13 protein-coding genes and 3 pseudogenes are annotated in these 17,929 nt (G+C 57.5%); 13 read left to right on the top strand and 3 right to left on the bottom strand.

Features of this window, described 5'->3' with window-relative positions:
* The first annotated feature begins 140 nt into the window (after positions 1–140).
* The 6 genes and pseudogenes from AC0L30_RS33565 to AC0L30_RS33540 form a co-directional block, all read left to right on the top strand.
* Complete coding sequence (locus tag AC0L30_RS33565) at positions 141–1,040, top strand: hypothetical protein (RefSeq protein WP_245286037.1); 900 nt, start codon at positions 141–143, stop codon at positions 1,038–1,040.
* Between the two features lie 48 nt (positions 1,041–1,088).
* Positions 1,089–2,924 (top strand): hypothetical protein, encoded by a 1,836-nt coding sequence (locus tag AC0L30_RS33560; RefSeq protein WP_007601935.1) that lies wholly within the window; start codon positions 1,089–1,091, stop codon positions 2,922–2,924.
* A complete protein-coding gene (locus tag AC0L30_RS33555; protein WP_007601936.1) occupies positions 2,921–3,868 on the top strand; it encodes a glycosyltransferase family 2 protein in 948 nt (315 codons plus the stop codon). The genes AC0L30_RS33560 and AC0L30_RS33555 overlap by 4 nt, the downstream gene beginning before the upstream one ends.
* 226 nt (positions 3,869–4,094) lie before the next feature.
* A pseudogene (locus AC0L30_RS33550) lies at positions 4,095–4,410 on the top strand (glycosyltransferase family protein); the annotation flags it as partial.
* A 778-nt stretch (positions 4,411–5,188) separates the two neighbouring features.
* Positions 5,189–5,587, top strand: coding sequence for a class I SAM-dependent methyltransferase (locus tag AC0L30_RS33545; RefSeq protein ID WP_157158674.1), 399 nt, complete (start codon positions 5,189–5,191; stop codon positions 5,585–5,587).
* Between the two features lie 219 nt (positions 5,588–5,806).
* A pseudogene (locus AC0L30_RS33540) lies at positions 5,807–5,969 on the top strand (enoyl-CoA hydratase-related protein); the annotation flags it as partial.
* Between the two features lie 185 nt (positions 5,970–6,154).
* On the opposite strand, the pseudogene AC0L30_RS33535 reads toward AC0L30_RS33540, so the two are convergent.
* Positions 6,155–6,921: pseudogene (locus tag AC0L30_RS33535) on the bottom strand (IS630 family transposase); the annotation flags it as partial.
* 424 nt (positions 6,922–7,345) lie between these two features.
* Between AC0L30_RS33535 and rfbF the strand changes: the two are divergent.
* The 7 genes from rfbF (at position 7,346) to AC0L30_RS33500 (ending at position 13,921) form a co-directional block, all read left to right on the top strand.
* Complete coding sequence (gene rfbF, locus AC0L30_RS33530) at positions 7,346–8,113, top strand: glucose-1-phosphate cytidylyltransferase (protein WP_007601938.1); 768 nt, start codon at positions 7,346–7,348, stop codon at positions 8,111–8,113.
* Between the two features lie 2 nt (positions 8,114–8,115).
* A complete protein-coding gene (rfbG, locus tag AC0L30_RS33525; RefSeq protein WP_198288327.1) occupies positions 8,116–9,198 on the top strand; it encodes a CDP-glucose 4,6-dehydratase in 1,083 nt (360 codons plus the stop codon).
* Positions 9,195–9,746, top strand: a complete 552-nt coding sequence (rfbC, locus tag AC0L30_RS33520; protein ID WP_007601940.1) for a dTDP-4-dehydrorhamnose 3,5-epimerase — start codon at positions 9,195–9,197, stop codon at positions 9,744–9,746. The genes rfbG and rfbC overlap by 4 nt, the downstream gene beginning before the upstream one ends.
* Positions 9,743–10,969: a class I SAM-dependent methyltransferase gene (locus tag AC0L30_RS33515; RefSeq protein WP_007601941.1), complete on the top strand. Its 1,227-nt coding sequence runs from the start codon at positions 9,743–9,745 to the stop codon at positions 10,967–10,969. The genes rfbC and AC0L30_RS33515 overlap by 4 nt, the downstream gene beginning before the upstream one ends.
* Positions 10,966–11,820, top strand: coding sequence for an NAD-dependent epimerase/dehydratase family protein (locus tag AC0L30_RS33510; RefSeq protein WP_007601942.1), 855 nt, complete (start codon positions 10,966–10,968; stop codon positions 11,818–11,820). Before AC0L30_RS33515 ends, AC0L30_RS33510 begins: the two co-directional genes overlap by 4 nt.
* 140 nt (positions 11,821–11,960) lie before the next feature.
* A complete protein-coding gene (locus AC0L30_RS33505; protein WP_245286038.1) occupies positions 11,961–13,190 on the top strand; it encodes an FAD-binding oxidoreductase in 1,230 nt (409 codons plus the stop codon).
* Positions 13,187–13,921, top strand: a complete 735-nt coding sequence (locus tag AC0L30_RS33500; protein WP_007601944.1) for an SDR family NAD(P)-dependent oxidoreductase — start codon at positions 13,187–13,189, stop codon at positions 13,919–13,921. Before AC0L30_RS33505 ends, AC0L30_RS33500 begins: the two co-directional genes overlap by 4 nt.
* Positions 13,922–13,993: 72 nt before the next feature.
* On the opposite strand, the gene AC0L30_RS33495 is transcribed toward AC0L30_RS33500, so the two are convergent.
* Together AC0L30_RS33495 and AC0L30_RS33490 are read right to left on the bottom strand one after the other, a co-directional pair.
* The gene (locus AC0L30_RS33495) at positions 13,994–15,907 is read right to left on the bottom strand and encodes a hypothetical protein (protein WP_157158675.1); all 1,914 of its coding nucleotides are present in this window, start codon (positions 15,905–15,907) and stop codon (positions 13,994–13,996) included.
* 270 nt (positions 15,908–16,177) lie between these two features.
* Positions 16,178–17,311, bottom strand: coding sequence for a hypothetical protein (locus AC0L30_RS33490; RefSeq protein ID WP_007601946.1), 1,134 nt, complete (start codon positions 17,309–17,311; stop codon positions 16,178–16,180).
* Between the last annotated feature and the right edge of the window lie 618 nt (positions 17,312–17,929).

Genomic DNA, 17,929 nt, shown 5'->3' with positions numbered 1-17,929 from the left:
GTCATTGGGTGTTGCCGCCGCGGTCCAGCCGAAAATCGCTGTCGTGTACCTAGCGAGGTGCGCAGAAGGCGTCGCGCGGGTTAGCAAGTTCATCGATTCCTATAAGCGCCGCCCAGTCGGCATCGCCCATGACCTGGTGATTGTCTGGAAAGGCTTTCAATGAAGATCCCGCCGGTTCCCCGCAAAAAGCGATTTGCAAGCAGATTGAGCATCGATCGATCACCATGAGCGATGAAGGCTTCGACATCACAGCTTACAAGATGGCCGCAGAAGCGCTGCCGCACGATTATCTCTGCTTTTTGAACACTTTTTCCGAGATCGAATCAGACGGCTGGCTGCGAAAGCTCCATGATCACGCCTCGTGGGCCGATATCGGCATTGCCCGTGCAACTGCGTCACTGGAAAGCGTCCGTGAGAGCATGAAGAGCATGTCAAAGGCCGTCTGGCTTTGCGTGCAAGGTATCCCTTATGATCCGCTGATCGTCGAGCGATGGGGCCACGAGATCCTCAGGTTTGCTCCGCACTGGCTGGCACGACGGCCGCCATCGCTGTATAGGCGGGCCCGACGACCTGCCGGACGGGTGCTGGCGCTCAAGCTGTTCGCTCTAAGGCCGCCGAGCCGTCAGGAGGTCGAAGATCACTTCGAGATCGTATGCGCGAAGCGAGGCGCTATCTATGCTAAATTACCTTCATTTCCCAACCCCCACATTCGCACTAACGCCTTCATGATGCGACGGCCAGTGTTTCTGGAAGTGCTACCACCGACGCTTGGGACCAAGGAAGATTGCCTTGAATTCGAGAGCGGCCATACAAGCATGACGAACAGCATTGTGCAGCGGGGCCTGCATGCCGTTGTCGTTGGCGATGATGCTAGGGCATACCATTCCTCTGAGTGGTCGAGCAGCAAGACTTTCCGATCTGGCGCGCAAGAGAACATCCTTGTATCAGATAATCGAACGCGTGCTTTCGAGACGATGTTGCCAGCAGGTAAGAAGCTGTACGAGCATTGGACGTGGCACGGATCAGACAATCCCGCGTAATTTCGGTCGGACGGGCCGATGCGTGCCGCTCAATTGGACCGTTGACTGATGACCGGACAACAGACGCCCTTGGTATCGCCGAAGACACGCAATTCGCTGCTCATACTGCTCGCAGCCATTCCGGCGGTCTATCTGCTGTTGGCGATTCAGTATTCGGCGATTACGGTGCCTTTCTGGGATCATACCGAACTGATCCATTGGATTGCCGAGTGGCGAGAGGGCAACTTTCATTTCTCTAGTCTTTGGGCGCCTCACAATCACACCAGGCCGTTCGTCTATCGGCTGGTGATGCTAATCAACGCCGTCGCGACCGACTGGGATATCCGCTCTGAATACATCTACCTCTACCTGTCGATGTATGGGACGTTTGCCTGTTTCGTCTGGCTGGCGCGCCGGCTGGTTGGTGAGGCGAACGAGGTGTTTGCGGTCACGCTGCTGATCGTTTCGCTGATCGTGTTTTCGCCGGTCGGCCACAATAATCACTGGTGGTCGATGATGTTTCAGCTTGACGCCACCAACTTCTTCATTGCGCTCAGCTTCTTGATCGTGTTTACCCGACCGAAGATCTGGAGCGGTCACATCGTCGCCGCGGCCAGTTGCTGGTTGGCAGCCTTTACGCTGACCAACGGCTTCTTTGCCTTCATCGCCATCATCGTCACGTTCCAGCTCTCCGCAGCGAAGTTGATGCGGCCGGACCGATTCGCAGTTTTCTGGGTCGTCAATCTGCTGGTTGCGTCGGCTTGTTATTTGCCGGGCATAAAAATGGACAGCAGTCCAACGCATCCGAGCGTTTTGCAACTGCTGGAATTCTCTCTGGCTTATCTTGGCGCGCCGCTCAGCGGACTGCTCTGGTTTTCCTATCGCGATATGTTTCACCTCCCGCTGTCGATCGCGGCTAACGTGGTCTGCAGCTGCATCCTGCTGGCGACCGGCGCTGCGCTGAGCCTTGACGCGCTCCCGCGGCTGCGCAAGCGCAATCCGGCAGCGATGGTTCTGTTTGGCTTCGGAGGTTATGCAATACTGTCGGCCGTTGCGACCGGCTGGGCGCGAGCCGCTTTTGACGAATTCGGTGTGGCCAACGGCAATGCCAGCCGCTACACGATCTTTGGTACATATCTGATGCTCGGACAGGTCTACTACGTCGGCGCCGGTCTGGCGCACCGATGGTGGGACGAATGGGCTCATCCGATGCTTGCGCGCCGGATCGTCTTTACGCTGGCGGGAATTCTTATCGCCGCAGCATTTGTGAGCTACGGCCGGGCATGGCGGGTCTATGCTAACGCACACGACTTCAACCGGGAACTGGCGCAGGCCTATGTCTGGGGGCTCCATCCGGTTCCTGAGGATCGCTTCATACATCCTGATCCAGAAGCAGTAACCTATTTAAAACGCGAACTTCAGTTACTCGAACTGGGTCCCTACGGCAATCGGGCCTATGTCAAGGCGCAATCTCCGGTAGGCAACTTCGACAAGCCCGTCTATTTGTCGGCCCGGCGAACGGTCAAACAACGCTTCGTTGCAACCGACGATGGCCTAAAACGGCTCTCCTTCAAATTTGTCACGCCGAACGGCAAGGCCACAAAGGGCATCGTGACATGGGAACTGTCGGAAGTCGGAGGCCAGCAGCCGATCGCGCGTGGTGACGTCGATGCGGCTGGCGCGCGGGACTGGGCGACCGTGAGCCTAAAGCTCCCTTATGTCGCAGGCAGCAAGGGGCGTACATATGAATTGACCTTCTCGGGCGCTGGCGAGGACGTGGCCGCTCTTGGGTTGCCGCTCTATGAGCCTGTGGAGGGCAGCGGTCAGGCAGTGGTGCTATCAGACGATGACGATGCGCAGCGCGGACGTTTGGTCATGGAATTGACAACGGAGTATGCGAAGTGAACGACGATCGGCAGTTGCCGCGTATGACTATTGTCTGTCCTGTTTATAACGAGGAAAAGGTTGTTCCGCTATTCTTCGCGCGGGCGCTGCCGGTAATCGAGCTGCTGGCGGCGCGTTACCGCGTCGAGCTGCTGTTCCTCAACAACGCATCTGCCGACGGAACTTATGCCGAAATCGGCAAGCTGCGCGCGCAATATGATTTCGTCTATGTGATCACGTTGAGCGCCAATGTCGGCTACCAGCGCTCGCTGGAATGTGGACTGCGCAATGCGCACGGCGACGTCATCGCCTTCATCGACGTCGATTGTGAAGACCCGCCGGAAATGCTGCTGGATTTCGTCAGCTATTACGAGAAGGGCTTCGATATCGTTTATGGTGCGCGCGTGGATCGCGAGGAAGCGCGGCCAGTCAAGATGCTGCGCAAGTTGTTCTACCATGTCGTCCGATCGCTGGCGGACGAGGACATCATCCTGTACATGGCCGAGTTCTCGCTGCTTACTTCCGAAGTGCGCGATGCCATTGTAAACGACCACAGCTCGTTCCCGTTCATCCGTGCGTCGATCTCGCGGGTCGGCTTCAAGCGGATCGGCCTGCCTTACAAGCGGCAACGCCGCATCGCGGGGAAGACAAACTACAATTTCGTTGGAATGACGATTTTTGCGATCGCTGGCATCCTGTCGTCGACGACGCTGCCCCTGCGCCTGCCAATTTACGCGCTGCCATTGTGGCTGCTGCTCACGGCTGTATTGGGAGCTGCGTACATATTAGCCGAAAGCCCGTGGCTGCTGCTGCTGAACGTTCTGTGCGGTTGCACGTATTTCGGATTCACGGCGGCATTCACAGCGCTGTACGTGGCGCGGTCTTACAAGAATGGCCTCGGGCGGCCAAACTATGTAGTGAACCGCCGCTTCACGCACGCCCAGCGTGCCGTCTTGGTGTCGTAGCGAGAACGGGGCAGATCTTCTTGATTTCCGCTATGCGTGCCGGTATGGGATTTTGGACATGCTCCTGATAAAAGTGACGTTTCCTGGGGGGCAGTCGCTCTGAGGGTGCCCAAACCACCGGCGAGAATGATCGCTTTCATTTTGTCTCTCACTCAATTCGAGAACAGAATCACTGCTCCGGCCTCGGCCCGCTATTAGCGAAGAGTCCCACCTCGAGCCGAAGCCGATGATTGAGATCGGCGGTAAGCCAATTCTTTGGCACATCATGAAAATGTACTCGCATTACGGGATCGATGATTTCGTGATCTGCCTTGGCTACAAAGGCTACGTCATCAAGGAGTACTTCTCCAATTACTTCCCGCACATGTCCGATGTCACGTTTAGCATGCGTGAGAATAGCATGGAGATCCATGAGAAGTTCGCCGAGCCCTGGCGCGTGACGCTGGTTTGATACCGGCGTACTCACTATGACCGGCGGTCGGCTGAAGCGGGTCGCGCCGTATATCGGCGATGAATCATTCTGCTTCACCGATGGCGATGGCGATGGTGTCGTCGCTTGGCTCACAGCCCACGTCACCAATCTCGCACGTTTTGCATCCGCAACACCCAGCCACAAAAATTGAAAATCCCCCAAACCGACCCTATAAGATGCGCCAAGGCAATTGCGGTAGGTTCTACGCCATCGACCTTCAACATCAACTGAGCATGATGAATTTGATCTGGAAAATCAGAAATCTCTTACTGGGGGCGCCACTATCGGCTGCTTTAGGACAAGGAGCAGATGGAGGCTCGGGTGATGGCCGAGATTGCCTCCAAACAATAGACGACTTCCACAATAGACGGATTCAGAGGCGCATATTGCATCACGATCCCCCGCCGCGTCGGTGGGGAGATCGTAGTCGTCGAGAAAAAATTCGGAGGAGGGCGGCGCGAAGCTTGTTGACCGTATCACGAAGCCTTCAGGAAGACGGTCGGGGTTGATTTAGGCGGAAACGAAAGCCAATGGCTCAAGGAGATTTCCGACCTCAATGGGTCAGAGTAAAAAACGTTGCTGCAAGGAGGCGCCGAAGATATTTCGGCCATGCTACGCGACCCCGGATCAAATCATCTATTCTACGGGTTTGAAAGCATCCATGCGCGAGATTCGCCAAGCAATGAATTGTCGCATTGGCGCGAATGGTAGCATCGACTCTGCTACGACAATTTGCTCCATACTGCGCGGGCTCTGGGGATCAGGAGGCGAGTAGAGTACCCCGAGGCTGGCGTAGAATTGACGAGGCGCCAGACGTTGAAACGCTCCTGAACGAACTTGATGAAAGGTTGGGCTTCAAGATCGACTTCTCGAACCTCTATCGTGGCGAGATCGGGCTGAAGACTAGCCGCGGTGTTGCGAACTATAGGGCGATCCAAGCGTCGTATCAGGCGTGGCGTATCGTCGACAATCTCGACGAACTTCCAAGCAGCGCTTCAGTCCTTGAAATTGGCGCCGGTCTCGGCCGCACTGCCTATTACGTTATGAAGATGGGCGTTGGTCGTTATACCATTATCGACCTGCCTTTGACGAACGTGTCACCAGGTTGCTTCCTAGGCAGCACTCTCGGCGCTCACGCAGTGGCCCTGCACGGCGAGACACGAAGAACCGCTAGCGTGAAGATAAAAGGCCCGATCTGTTCGGCGATGACCCGCAGTATTCTCTTATTGTTGATGTCGACTCACTAACAGAAATGGACGCTACGACAGCAGGACAATAGTTGAGAGCCTCTCTCGCCAAGAGTCGGAAAGATACTTTCCATTAATCACGAGTTCAAGCACTTCACGGTTGGACAACTTTGCCGAACAATCGGACGCACTCACGTAAGGCGTACCCCTATTGGATGCGCCGCGGGTATGTCGAGGAGATCGTTTCGTGCGGGTAACCACGTCCGCTATCACCAGGGCCCCGGCATCGGCGGCACGCTGCGCCTGACGCGCGCGATCGGCAAGTCGAAAGCGATGGACCTCTGTCTCACCGGACGCCGCGCAGGCCGAACGCTCCGGCCTCGTCAGCCGCATCGTGCCCGCCGACAAACTGATGAAAGAGACGCCGTCGGCCGCCGAGAAGGCGCACGAGCCCCGCCACGGCCAGCACTCCGACGATCACCGCCGCCGTTTGCCAGGGAATGCCCGCGAAGGCGGTCACCAGCGCGGCGTTGCCCCGGCGGCGGCGCCGAAAGTCTTGGCGATGGGCGACCGCCGTAAATGTCAAACCTTTACTGCCTCCCCGGCAGAGCCGGGGGGCTCTTCTGGTTAGCTAGTACCTCGGCACAGTGATTGTGACTCTTTGGAACGTGACGGATAGGCTCGGCCCATTTTGGCGCGGGCTGGTTGTGAACATCCGTTTGATGGCGTGCGCATTTCGTTGTTTCTCCCATGCGGCGATTTCGCTGATGAGGCGCGTGGGGTCGTCGATTCTGCGATCCAGGCATTGGCCGCGGAGCACGCCGATCTTGATCTCGACCATGTTGAGCCAGCTGGCGGGGTGTAGTGGAACTCCAGGCGGCGCAGAATTCGCCGGGCTTCGGCGGGCGGGAATGCCTCATAGAGGGCGCCGGCCGAGTGCGTCGACAGGTTGTCCTGTACGACCCGGATGCACGCGGCATCAGGATAGTGGACATCGACGAGCTCGCGCATCCAATGGGCGTAGTCTTCGGCCGTCCGCCGCTCGGTGACCTTGACCTTGCGCCAGGGCCAATGCACGTCGATGCAGACGAAGAGATTGACGGTACCGTTGCGGCGGTTTAGCGCTCGATCTGGCCCGGCTCGGCCGGGATCGGTTGGAGGACCTGCCGATCAGCTGCACCGGGCTCTCGTCGAAGCAGACCACCGGCCGCTTGGGATGGCGCGCTTCGGCATAGAGGTCGAGCACGCCTTCAATGCGGGCAACATATTCCCCGTTGATCCGAGGAATGCACCACATATCCTTGCCAGGCTTGAGACCGTTTTCGGCCGGCCGCCGGCGCACCTTCGCCCGACAGACTCTCGTGCCCGGTGAGCTTGACCATGGCATCGGCCAGCCTCTTTGATCCGAGCTGGCACGGGCTGTCGTAGTTCAACTTGCACACCAACTTGGACACCAAGAATCGAAGATTCGTCCGAGATCGTCTTGTTCCAGTTAACGTTCGCTGTCTTGAAGGTTCAGGCTGTCCGAACCGCTGATTTTCGCGATTGTCGTAGCGTCGTGAACGAGAACTGCGCCCCCCGGGGGCTCGTGAGTACCTCCCGTCGCGATTTCGCGCGGCGCCGGCCTCTGCCTCTCCTGGGGCGGCGAGGGTTTAAGGCCCAGATTTCCTTGATTTTCGCCAAGCCTGTCGGTATGGGGTTCTGAGCATTTTCCTGATAAAAGCGGGGGCTTTTCTGGTCCATGCATCCGGGCGCGCGTCGCTCTCGAGCTGCCGAGCCGAAAGGGCAATTCCGTTCTCGAATTGAGTGAGAGACAAGATGAAAGCGATCATTCTCGCCGGTGGTTTGGGCACCCGTATCAGCGAAGAGTCGCACCTTAAGCCGAAGCCGATGATTGAAATCGGCGGGAAGCCGATTCTTTGGCACATCATGAAAATGTACTCGCATCACGGGATCAATGATTTCGTGGTTTGTCTTGGCTACAAAGGCTACGTCATCAAAGAGTACTTCTCCAATTACTTCCTGCACATGTCCAATGTCACGTTTAGCATGCGTGAGAATAGCATGGAGATCCATGAGAAGTTCGCCGAGCCCTGGCGCGTGACGCTGGTTGATACCGGCGAACTTACCATGACCGGCGGTCGGCTGAAGCGGGTCGCGCCGTATATCGGCAATGAATCGTTCTGCTTCACCTATGGCGATGGTGTCGCGGACCTTGATATTTCGGCTCTCATCGCCAAGCATCGCGACGCTGGACGGCTGGCGACCGTGACCGCGATCCAGCCCCCCGGTCGCTACGGCGCGCTCCACATTGAGAACGAAGCGGTCCACCATTTCCAGGAAAAGCCGGCGGGCGACGGCGCCTGGATCAATGGCGGGTTTTTCGTGCTCGAGCCCGGCGTGCTGTCCTATCTCGACGGTGACGAGACGGTATGGGAGCAGAAGCCATTGCAGCGGCTGGCTGCCGAGGGCCAATTATCAGCCTATCGCCACAGTGGTTTCTGGCAGGCGATGGACACGCTTCGTGACAAGAGTCATCTTGAGGAATTGTGGTCGTCAGGGAAGGCCCCCTGGAAGTGTTGGTGACGATGTTCGGCGATATCTACAAGGGCCGCCATGTGCTGGTGACCGGACACACCGGCTTCAAGGGAAGCTGGCTGGCGCTATGGCTCAAGGCTTTGGGCGCGAAGGTGACGGGAATAGCGCTTCCGCCGGAGACCAATCCCCACCATTTCGGCCTGCTGAATCTAGACATCGAGTCCCACTTCATCGATATTCGCGACGAACAATTGCTGCGCGATCGGATCCGCAAGACAGATCCGGATGTTGTGTTCCACATGGCCGCCCAACCACTGGTACGGCGTTCCTACCGCAGTCCACTGGAGACCTGGGCCGTCAACGTGATGGGCACGGCCAATGTGCTCGACGCATGCCGCGAGGCGGAGCGCCTTGCTGCGATTGTCGTCGTGACCACCGACAAGTGCTACGAAAACAACGAGTGGGTCTGGGGCTATCGCGAGACGGACCGGCTGGGAGGACACGATCCCTACAGTGCGTCCAAAGCCGGCAGCGAGCTTGTTGCAGCAAGCTACCGGAATTCATTCTTCAACGCGCCCGACGCCCCACTGCTGGCCACGGCGCGCGCCGGTAATGTGATCGGCGGCGGCGACTGGTCCGAAGATCGTTTGATTCCGGATCTGGTGCGCTCGATCCGGCACGGCAGGCCGGTGGAGATCAGATCACCGACGGCGACGCGACCCTGGCAGCATGTTCTCGAATGCCTCTCGGGTTATCTCATGCTCGGACAAAAATTGATCGAACGCGATCCCACCTTTGCCGAGGCCTGGAATTTCGGGCCCGATCGGGAAGGCAACCGCCAGGTTCGGCAGGTCCTCGACGCGATCAAGCGGCAATGGCCGGCTGCGGAATGGTACGACGCTAGTCAGGTCCAGGCCCACGAAGCGCATCTGCTTCAGGTCGATAGCGACAAGGCCCGTCAGCGCATGCACTGGCAGCCGGTATGGACTTTCGACGAAGGAGTAACAGCCACCGCTGAGTGGTATCGGGTCTGGCTCGAACGAAGCGACGTTATCAGCCGTGAGCAACTCGATCGCTATGTTGCGCGCGCCAGTGCCCGCGAGTTGGCGTGGGCCGAGGGTTCGGCTTCATGAAGCTCGAGCAGACCGGCATCGAGGGTGTCTGGGTTGCGGAGAGCGCGGCCCACCAAGATCCGCGTGGGGCGTTCTCCCGTCTGTTCTGCTCGCGCGAGCAACAAGGCATCATCGGATCACGGTCGATCGTTCAGATCAATCATTCGATCACCCGTCGCGTCGGCGCGCTCAGGGGACTGCACTATCAAAATGCGCCACATGCTGAAATGAAGATCGTCCGCTGCCTCCGCGGTCGCGTGTTCGACGTGGCCGTCGATTTGCGCAAGGGATCGGCGACGTTCCGGAAATGGACGTCACTGGAACTCTCGCCGGACAATCGACGCGCCTTGGTCATCCCCGAAGGATGTGCGCATGGCTTCCAGGTGCTAGAGCCGGATTCCGAACTGCTCTATCTGCATACCGAGTTCTATGCCTCCAAAGCAGAAGGCGCTATCCGTTTTGATGATCCGATGATTGGCGTGGATTGGCCGTTGGGGCCGACCGATCTGTCCGACAGGGACCTCCAACATCGGCTTCTTGACAGGAATTTCGAAGGAATCGTCGTATGAAATGCCGTCATTGCCATCACGAGCTCGAACACGTTTTTCTCGATCTTGGTCACGCGCCGCCGTCGAACGCCTATCTGTCGGCTAGTCAACTGCGCGCGCCGGAAATGACGTTTCCGCTGCGGCTCTATGTTTGCGACAATTGCTGGCTAGTCCAGACCGAGGACTATGCGGCGGCCGACGAATTGTTTTCGCGCGATTATGCGTATTTTTCCTCAACCTCCCGCAGCTGGCTGCAGCACGCGGCGCATTACGTGCAGAAGATCACTGAAATCCTGAAGCTGAACCGTGACAGTTTCGTGATCGAGGTTGCCTCCAATGATGGCTATCTGCTGAAGAACTTCGTTGCGGCGGACATCCCATGCCTAGGGGTTGAGCCGACCAGCAGTACCGCCGACGCTGCAGAAAAAATCGGCGTGCCGGTGCTGCGCAAGTTCTTCGGAGAGGCGACCGCGACGGAGCTGGCGGAAGGGGGCAAGCGCGCCGACCTGATCTGCGGTAATAACGTCTACGCGCACGTGCCTGACATCAATGACTTCACGGACGGCCTTCGGATCGCGCTGAAGCAGGGGGGCACCATCAACCTCGAGTTCCCGCATCTGATGAACCTGATCAGGCTCAATCAATTCGATACGGTCTATCATGAGCATTTTTCTTATCTCTCGCTGACCGCCGTCGTCCACATATTTGCAAGGTCAGGACTGCGCATTTTCGATCTCGAAGAACTGCCGACGCACGGCGGAAGCCTGCGCATCTACGGATGCCACGAAAGCGATCCGCGAAAAAACCAGCCTGTTGTGATGGATATGCTGGAAAAAGAGAAGGCCTATGGCTTGCGTGACCTGGCCATCTACAAAGGATTTCAGCGTAAGGCGGACAAGGTCAAGGATGACTTCCTTGAATTTCTGATTACCCAAAAGCGCGCAGGCAAATCGGTGGCTGCGTATGGTGCCGCGGCGAAGGGCAATACGCTGATGAACTATGCGGGGGTCAAACATGATCTCGTGAGTTTCGTGTGCGATGCCGCGGCCTCCAAGCAGGGCAGCTATATGCCGGGCAATCACCTCGCGATCCTGCCGCCGTCCCAGCTTGCGAAGGTCAGGCCCGATTGGGTGGTCATCTTCCCCTGGAACATCGCCGACGAGGTCGTGCAGCAGCAGCAGCAGCTTCTGGCATCAGGCAGCAAGTTCGTCATAGCCGTTCCGGAACTCAAGGTTCTTCCATGAAGGTCTTGGTGACGGGCGCAACCGGGTTCGTTGGGCGGCACGTTGTCAGCGCGCTGTTGGCCCGAGGTCATTCCGTCGCCGCTGTCGCCCGCAATGCCGAAAAGGCGCGATCGCTACCGTGGTTCACGCAGGTCCACTTTATCTCGTGTGACCTTCATCGCGACTTCCGGCCGACGCTTTCGGGTGAATCTCAGCCGGATGCGCTGATCCATCTGGCCTGGCCCGGTCTGCCGAACTATCGCGACTTCTTTCACCTCGGCCGCAATCTTCCTGCTGACTTAGCGTTTCTGGAAGCAGCCGTGGATGCGGGTGTGTCGCAAATCATGGTGGCGGGAACCTGCCTTGAATATGGCATGCAGTATGGGCCGCTGACCGAACAAGGCGCGACCGCGCCGATCACGGCCTATGGTTTTGCTAAGGACTCTCTGCGGAAATCGCTGCAGTTCTTGCAGCAGCCAAAGCCGTTCACCCTGCAATGGATGCGGCTGTTCTATATGTATGGCGAGGGGCAAAACCCAAATAGCGTGCTCGCGCAGCTCGACCGCGCAATTGACGAAGACGCGGCATTTTTCAACATGTCGGCCGGCGACCAGCTGCGCGACTATCTACCAATCAACGCTGTCGCCGCGAACTTCGCATTGGCTCTTGAGAATCCACTGGTCTGCGACGGCGTGATCAATTGCTGCAGTGGGGCGCCGATATCGGTATTGGATCTTGTGTCGCAACATCGGATCTCGCGATCAAGCGAGATTGAACTCCGCCGCCGTCACTTTCCCTATCCCGATTACGAGCCGATGGCCTTCTGGGGCGTGCCGTCCAAGCTAAACACGTTGAAGCCGTCGTCGCGGTGACTATCCCGAGTGACCAGGTCTCGTCGTCCAGGCCATCCGCCGCTCCGCGGGCAGACCACGATTTCGTTAGCTTCGACGGCCGCGTCCGTGCGCGGGGGCAACTGCAGCAGCCTGACCGTTATCGCTATTGGCGGAGCGGCTTGGCGGAAACGCCGCGAATTTCGCGAGGCTCTGGGCTTTCTTATGCGGCGGCAAGCTTTCTGCAAGGTGGTTTGTCGGTCTCGCACCGATCGTTCGATCGAGTCACGGATTTCGATTCCGCACGCCACGTCGTTGAGGTCGAGACGGGCATCTCGCTGTTCGCGCTACACCGCTTCCTGTCTGCGCGCGGGCTTTATCTGCCCATCCAGCCGGGGCATGGCCGAATTTCGGTCGGAGGATGCATTGCCGCCGATGTCCATGGCAAGAACCAGAGTCGCGACGGCACGTTTATCAATCAGGTCGAGTTGATTACCTTGTTGCACCCGGCTCACGGGATGCTTGAGCTCTCGCCGCAGAAAGATCCGGACCTGTTTCGGCTGACCTGCGGTGGGTACGGTCTCACCGGACACATCATCCGGGCACGGCTGCGCGCCTCAACAGCGCCAACGGCGTGGGTCCAAATGCTCGCCGTGCCGTTTGCCGACGCCGCAGAAGGGTTCGATCGCCTGCGGCTCGCTACGCGCGACGCCGACTTCGCCTATACTTGGCATGATATGGCATCGTCAAAGCCCGGTTTTGGAAGCGGCTATATTTTTGAGGGCAGGTTCGTCGACGAGGGCGCATCGACTGCTTCGGATGCCGAGCCGCCGATGCTGTCGTCCAAGAACCGCGGGCGCTGGCCGGTTCCCCTGATGAATGCGTTCTCAGCACGTGCCCTCAACCTGGAGTTCCGGCGTCGGCAAAAGCAGCTATTGCAGGGGCAGGTCGTCTCGTTGCAGGATGCGCTGTTTCCGGCTCATAAGACGCAGTTGTATTTTCAACTGTTCGGCGCAAAGGGTTTTCGCGAGTATCAGGCGATCCTGCCCGACGACGCGATTGAGGACTACGTCGAGTCGGTCCGCACCTGCGTCCGTGCCCAGCCTCTGCCGATCACGCTGTCGTCAGCAAAGGCATTTGTCGGGACGCGGGAATTGCTGCGATTTACCGGGGCAGGCGTTTGCCTCGCTTTGAATATGTCGGCTGGTGCAGCCGCCGATCAGTTCATGGCTTTTCTCGATGAACGGGTGATGGCGCTTGGCGGCCTGCCCAACATCATCAAGGATTCGCGCTTGCCCCGCGCTGTGATCGATACCTGTTATGGCGGAGCCGATCGTTTCCGCGACACGCTCCATGCCTTCGATCCAAAACGCCTGTTTCGTTCCGATCTATCCGAAAGGCTAGGCCTGTGACGGCGCTCGTGATTGGTGCATCCGCGGGCGTGGGACGCGCGCTGTCCGAAGCACTTGCGGCGCGTGGCACGGCGCTGCTCCTAGTGGCAAGCGATGCACAGGACCTTGACGCGCTCGCCGCCCATCTTCGATTGGTCCACGGCGTCGAGGTGCGAACGGTCGTCACCGATGCCAGCGTCCCTCCCGTCTGTGTGGATCAGATCGCCGCGGCCGCTTCGGAGTTCGGCGAGATCAACGGGCTTTATTTTCCGATCGGAGCATCGCGGCGGGATGACCTCGGGCTTTTGAACACGCAGGACACGCTGAGAATAGTGAACTCCAACCTAACCGTCGTGATGGCAATCACGGCGCACTTCTTGCCGCGGCTTTTGCGACAAAAGCATGCACGCATTGTCGGTTTCGGTTCGATCGCCGCCGTTCGCGGCAGGAAGGCCAACGTGGTTTATTCCGCTGCGAAGCGGGGGTTGGAAAGCTACTTTGAAAGCCTGCGCCATCTCACCGTCGGTAGCGGCGTGCTGGTTCAGTTCTTTCGTCTTGGCTACGTCGAAACCCAACAATCGTTCGGCCAGCGTCTGCTGTTCCCAGTCGTATCGCCTGCGCGAGTTGCAAGTTATGTAGTGGCGAATACTCATAATGACCTTGGAGCGCGTTTCTTTCCGAGATTTTGGGCGGGAGTCGCCTTTGCGATTCACCGGCTACCTTGGTCCATCTTCAAAAAACTAAGTTTCTAATTTCTAACTCGTTGGCACAAAACATGAGCCCGCGCTGAGCTGATTTAGCGTCAAGCGATCGGCGTAGTTCGGCTATGGAGATCCACGGGTCATTCCCTTAGAGTCATCCTTTATGGCAAGCGCTGATAAGGTCACCTCTGACTGCGGCTGATAAGCCCAACTGTTGCCACCCTCAATCCGAAGAGCGACCGACTTCGCAATTTTGCCGGATCGCGAGGCAAAACCCGATGTTGTATCGATCGTTGGCGATAGCAGAAACCCGCTTCGACCGAGGGCTGGAACGATTTGGTATGAAGCGCGGGATCCATCCAAATACTTCAAGTCGACCATTACCTGCGGCGCCTTGTAGAAGAGCGACACCACATTTCCGAGCCAGCTTCGCTTCAAGTCAATCGTTGCCCACACCATTTCGCTTGGGTCGATCGGAATCGGCTCGCCGAAGGATACATTAGCCCGGTTGACTGGGCTAATCACAATGCGATCCGGCTCCGTCTTTCGATGATAGACGAGCAATCCGTTTCGCTTCATCTCAAAGCTATAGCGCGCCCAAATCTCTGGCCAGGACGGGCCATCATCGGTTGCAGGGTATCTGTTATTGACCCTTTCGGCCGAGTCGATCTCGAACAACAGCCATTCCGGCGCATCAGGTTTGCGCAGGAATTCCGCGTTCTGCCGCGACAGCTGTTCGGTGTGCGCGTTAAGAGAGAGAAAAGCGGGTCTCGGGTGATACACCAAGTGTGGATAGGCAATGATGATACCAGCTTTATGAGGATAGATGTCGGCCGTGCCGGAGATATTGTCGGGAAGGTCGGTGAGTTTACGAACATTAGCGTTGAAGGTCTGCATCCCGAGCATTTCGAAATCATACCTGCCAAGCAATGCGCGCTTCAGGTGCTCAATGTGTGATTGAATCAAAAGCGGACCTCGGCGGAAATCGAGCGCTGAAAAGCTCGTCACGGAAAGAACCGCGCTGCAGGCGACAACACAAAGCACCGCCGCAAGGCGAGCATAGCCGGCCGTTGCGACGCCGAACAAGAGGGCAGCAATGATAAGAACCATTGCGGATTGTTCGATCTGGTTGCCGCCGAAGGAATGCTGAATGTTCACAGCTGCTATGCCTGCCCCCATGGTACAGAGCAATATCTTACTCGACCGCTCCAGTCTTGACAGCAGCGGGGCGAGTACGAGCAGGGCCGCAGCAGCGTACATCAAGGTTACTACAGCGGGACTGTAGGGTATCCAGAATCCCTTTGACATTGCGTCGCTGTAGCCTCGGGATAGGTCGATCGATGATGCGAACCACGTCGGAAAGTTCGCTAGTTTCTGGCCGGCCAGCAGCCATGCTGCGAGTACGCTGGCGCCAAACCACAAACTCAGACCCGGGACACGTCGCTGCAGAATATCTTGCAGCGCCAATATGCCGAATATGCCGAGATAAATCGCCGTAAGGCTAAACTTCACCAGGGCGGCAGCCCCCAAAAGCGAGGTGGCGAAATAGACCAGCGCGTTGATTGGAAATGGTCGGTCCTCAACTGCCGTGAGTTGCAGGATGCCGATGGAGACCGCTGGGGCGATCCAAAGGGCCTCGTCCCAACCAATGAACCATAGGTATGCGTTGACCCCGAACAGCGCGATCGCGAGCAAGCGCTCGATCCAATGCTGAAGCGATCGCCAAACTATGACGCAGAGGAGGGCAGCGGTTGCGACGGCAAACAGAAGCCGAAAGGTCAGCAGAGGAGCTATCTGTGCTGGATAGAGTGGCGACGACGCCAGCAATTCGAGTGGACCATACGTGAAGACGACATCGGGGCCCCATTGCGCACGCTGATGCATCAAGGTTGGACCCGCGAGCATGAACGCGAGGTCGACGGACATGTCGCCGAGATTGGTAATGTTCCGTCCAAATGGCGGCCAAGGCGGTAGCGCAACAACACAAAATGAGGTGAAGATTAGCGCGGCGGCTGATGATGTGATGCGCTCGCTCAATGCGACGAACCTTGCTCGTGCGTCCGAGAGTACAAACAGCGTTTCCCCTGCTCTGGAATCGACCTATCGCATGCAACCCTGCTGACCGCAACAAAAGGCGGGGCTTCGCGACCTCTGCGTCCCAAGGTGTACGAATCCGGAACTGTCGCAAACCGCACGTGGTCAAAGCCGTGGGAGATCAATCGGATCCGCACGATAACCGCCGGTGGCTCCCGGAAATATTATCTGCGGGCGACCAACGCATGAAGGTGCCTAATAGGAGAGCAATCGCTAGGTCTCGAGGCCATAAAGTTCTTCCACGTAGCCCCTGCGTAGCCAATAGGGAGCCCGGTAACGGCGCGTGAAGCCCAGCTCCGACCCAAGAAGCCTCGATACATGAAGATGCTGCGCGCCACCTGTGATTGGGTGCTCGTCTTCGTGATTGATGCTCAGAAAATAATCCACCGTTATGCGCCTAATTTCACGGACATATTCGTCGAAGATGCGGCGATTGATTTCTGGAAATGAATCCTGGTTAGCAGCCAGACGAAAGCTTGCACCGGGCTCCTCCGCGCAGTTCCAGTTTGCTCTCACCTTGATCGCGTCGCTCTTCGGCGTCTCGCCTTCAAGGCACACTGCATCCTCGCCCAGCGCCTCGATCAAGAAGTGTCCGGAAAGTATGTTGACGATCGGGATGTCGAATAGCGTCACGTCAGGACGACCTAGCCGACTGAGATAGAGAGCCGCCAGACCGAGACCGCCGCCAAATTCGCAAATGCGATCGGTAGGAGAGGTTAGATCCCGGATGCGAACGGCCAAATAGAGCGCGTTAATGTGGCGGTAATGTAACAGTCCCTTCCGGACGCGAAGACCAGCAACGGGGATAATGCCTTCAGGTGGGAGGATGTTAATTCCCAGATGCGCTTCGATGGTGTCTACTATCTCGCTGGGGGACAATTGAATGTTTTTCCCCCAATTTCCTCCTGTTCCCTGCTCCGGGTTCTCCACCGATAGAACACCCAAGCCTTCGCCCAAACAGACCAGCTTGTCGAAATAGGTGTAAGCCACAGCCTCTTCGCTGGGATCCCAATGATTGTAGCCGTCGACGCCCGTCGTGATTCCGCCGAACCATGTATAATCCTTGCCGAAATTGACCAAGTAGCGCGACAGCCTTTCGGCGTCGCCGCTACGAACAAAACTCATCATCTCACCAAAGTTGTCCCGCGTTAGGGCGGACCATAGGTCATCGTCTGTGATCTGCTTCAGCTGAGATTGTTGTCCTACCGTTGCATTGTAGGCAGCAATCAAACGCCGAGAGGTAGCGACCTTGCCCGCGTTCCACTCGGCATCCATTTTGCCAAACGGAAGAATTGGAGTTTTTCCCCTTGCGGGGTGAACGATCGCGTAGTCGAAGATATTAATCATAGCAGAGTTACTAGCTCCCGCCCACGAGTGCCATAGTCGTGATGAACGCGATCAAATTACCTGAGCGAACCGGTCCCAAGTAGTTCCACATTGCAGCTTGACACAGGGGCCGCGACCTGCATTTTCTTCATTCCGAACCGTCATTGGCCGCTACGGGAAATCGGAGGCCGAGCGCGCCGGACAAGCAGCTTGATTTGTAGCTATTGGTAGGACACAGATTTGAACGACCTATTTGTGTGTCTCTTGCCTATGGGCATAGGCGTCTAGGTATCTATTGTACCCTCCTACGTTCATGGTCCAGATTGTCTTGAGACGCTCAAAGGACAAAAGTTCCCCGCGCGTTATTAACCGCAATTTTTCATAGTATAGAGCCAAATCGGGATCCTCAATCCGGTTGCTTCCACTGCGAAGGGATTCCCTCAATCCCTTAGGCTCTGGTTTGAACAAGTGGCCCTGACGCCAATTGCGCGCATATAAAACCGGCAGGCGAGCCATCAACGGTTCGACCTGGCCGTTTAAATCGTAGATGTGGCAATTCTTGGTCGTCCGTTAAGAAGCCGAATTGAGCGGGGCCGGACAGGCGGGCGTGCGCCAGAGCTGGATCAGGAACAGGCACAA

Source organism: Bradyrhizobium sp. MI1.11, assembly GCF_055811255.1.
This window is presented reverse-complemented; position numbering and strand designations above follow the sequence as displayed.

What these genes read in the sequence shown, in the direction of transcription:
- AC0L30_RS33560 (WP_007601935.1), top strand. Translation starts at nt 1,089, where the DNA reads ATGACCGGACAACAGACGCCCTTGGTATCGCCGAAGACACGCAATTCG.
- rfbF (WP_007601938.1), top strand. Translation starts at nt 7,346, where the DNA reads ATGAAAGCGATCATTCTCGCCGGTGGTTTGGGCACCCGTATCAGCGAA.
- rfbG (WP_198288327.1), top strand. Translation starts at nt 8,116, where the DNA reads ATGTTCGGCGATATCTACAAGGGCCGCCATGTGCTGGTGACCGGACAC.
- rfbC (WP_007601940.1), top strand. Translation starts at nt 9,195, where the DNA reads ATGAAGCTCGAGCAGACCGGCATCGAGGGTGTCTGGGTTGCGGAGAGC.
- AC0L30_RS33515 (WP_007601941.1), top strand. Translation starts at nt 9,743, where the DNA reads ATGAAATGCCGTCATTGCCATCACGAGCTCGAACACGTTTTTCTCGAT.
- AC0L30_RS33510 (WP_007601942.1), top strand. Translation starts at nt 10,966, where the DNA reads ATGAAGGTCTTGGTGACGGGCGCAACCGGGTTCGTTGGGCGGCACGTT.
- AC0L30_RS33490 (WP_007601946.1), bottom strand. Translation starts at nt 17,311, where the DNA reads ATGATTAATATCTTCGACTACGCGATCGTTCACCCCGCAAGGGGAAAA.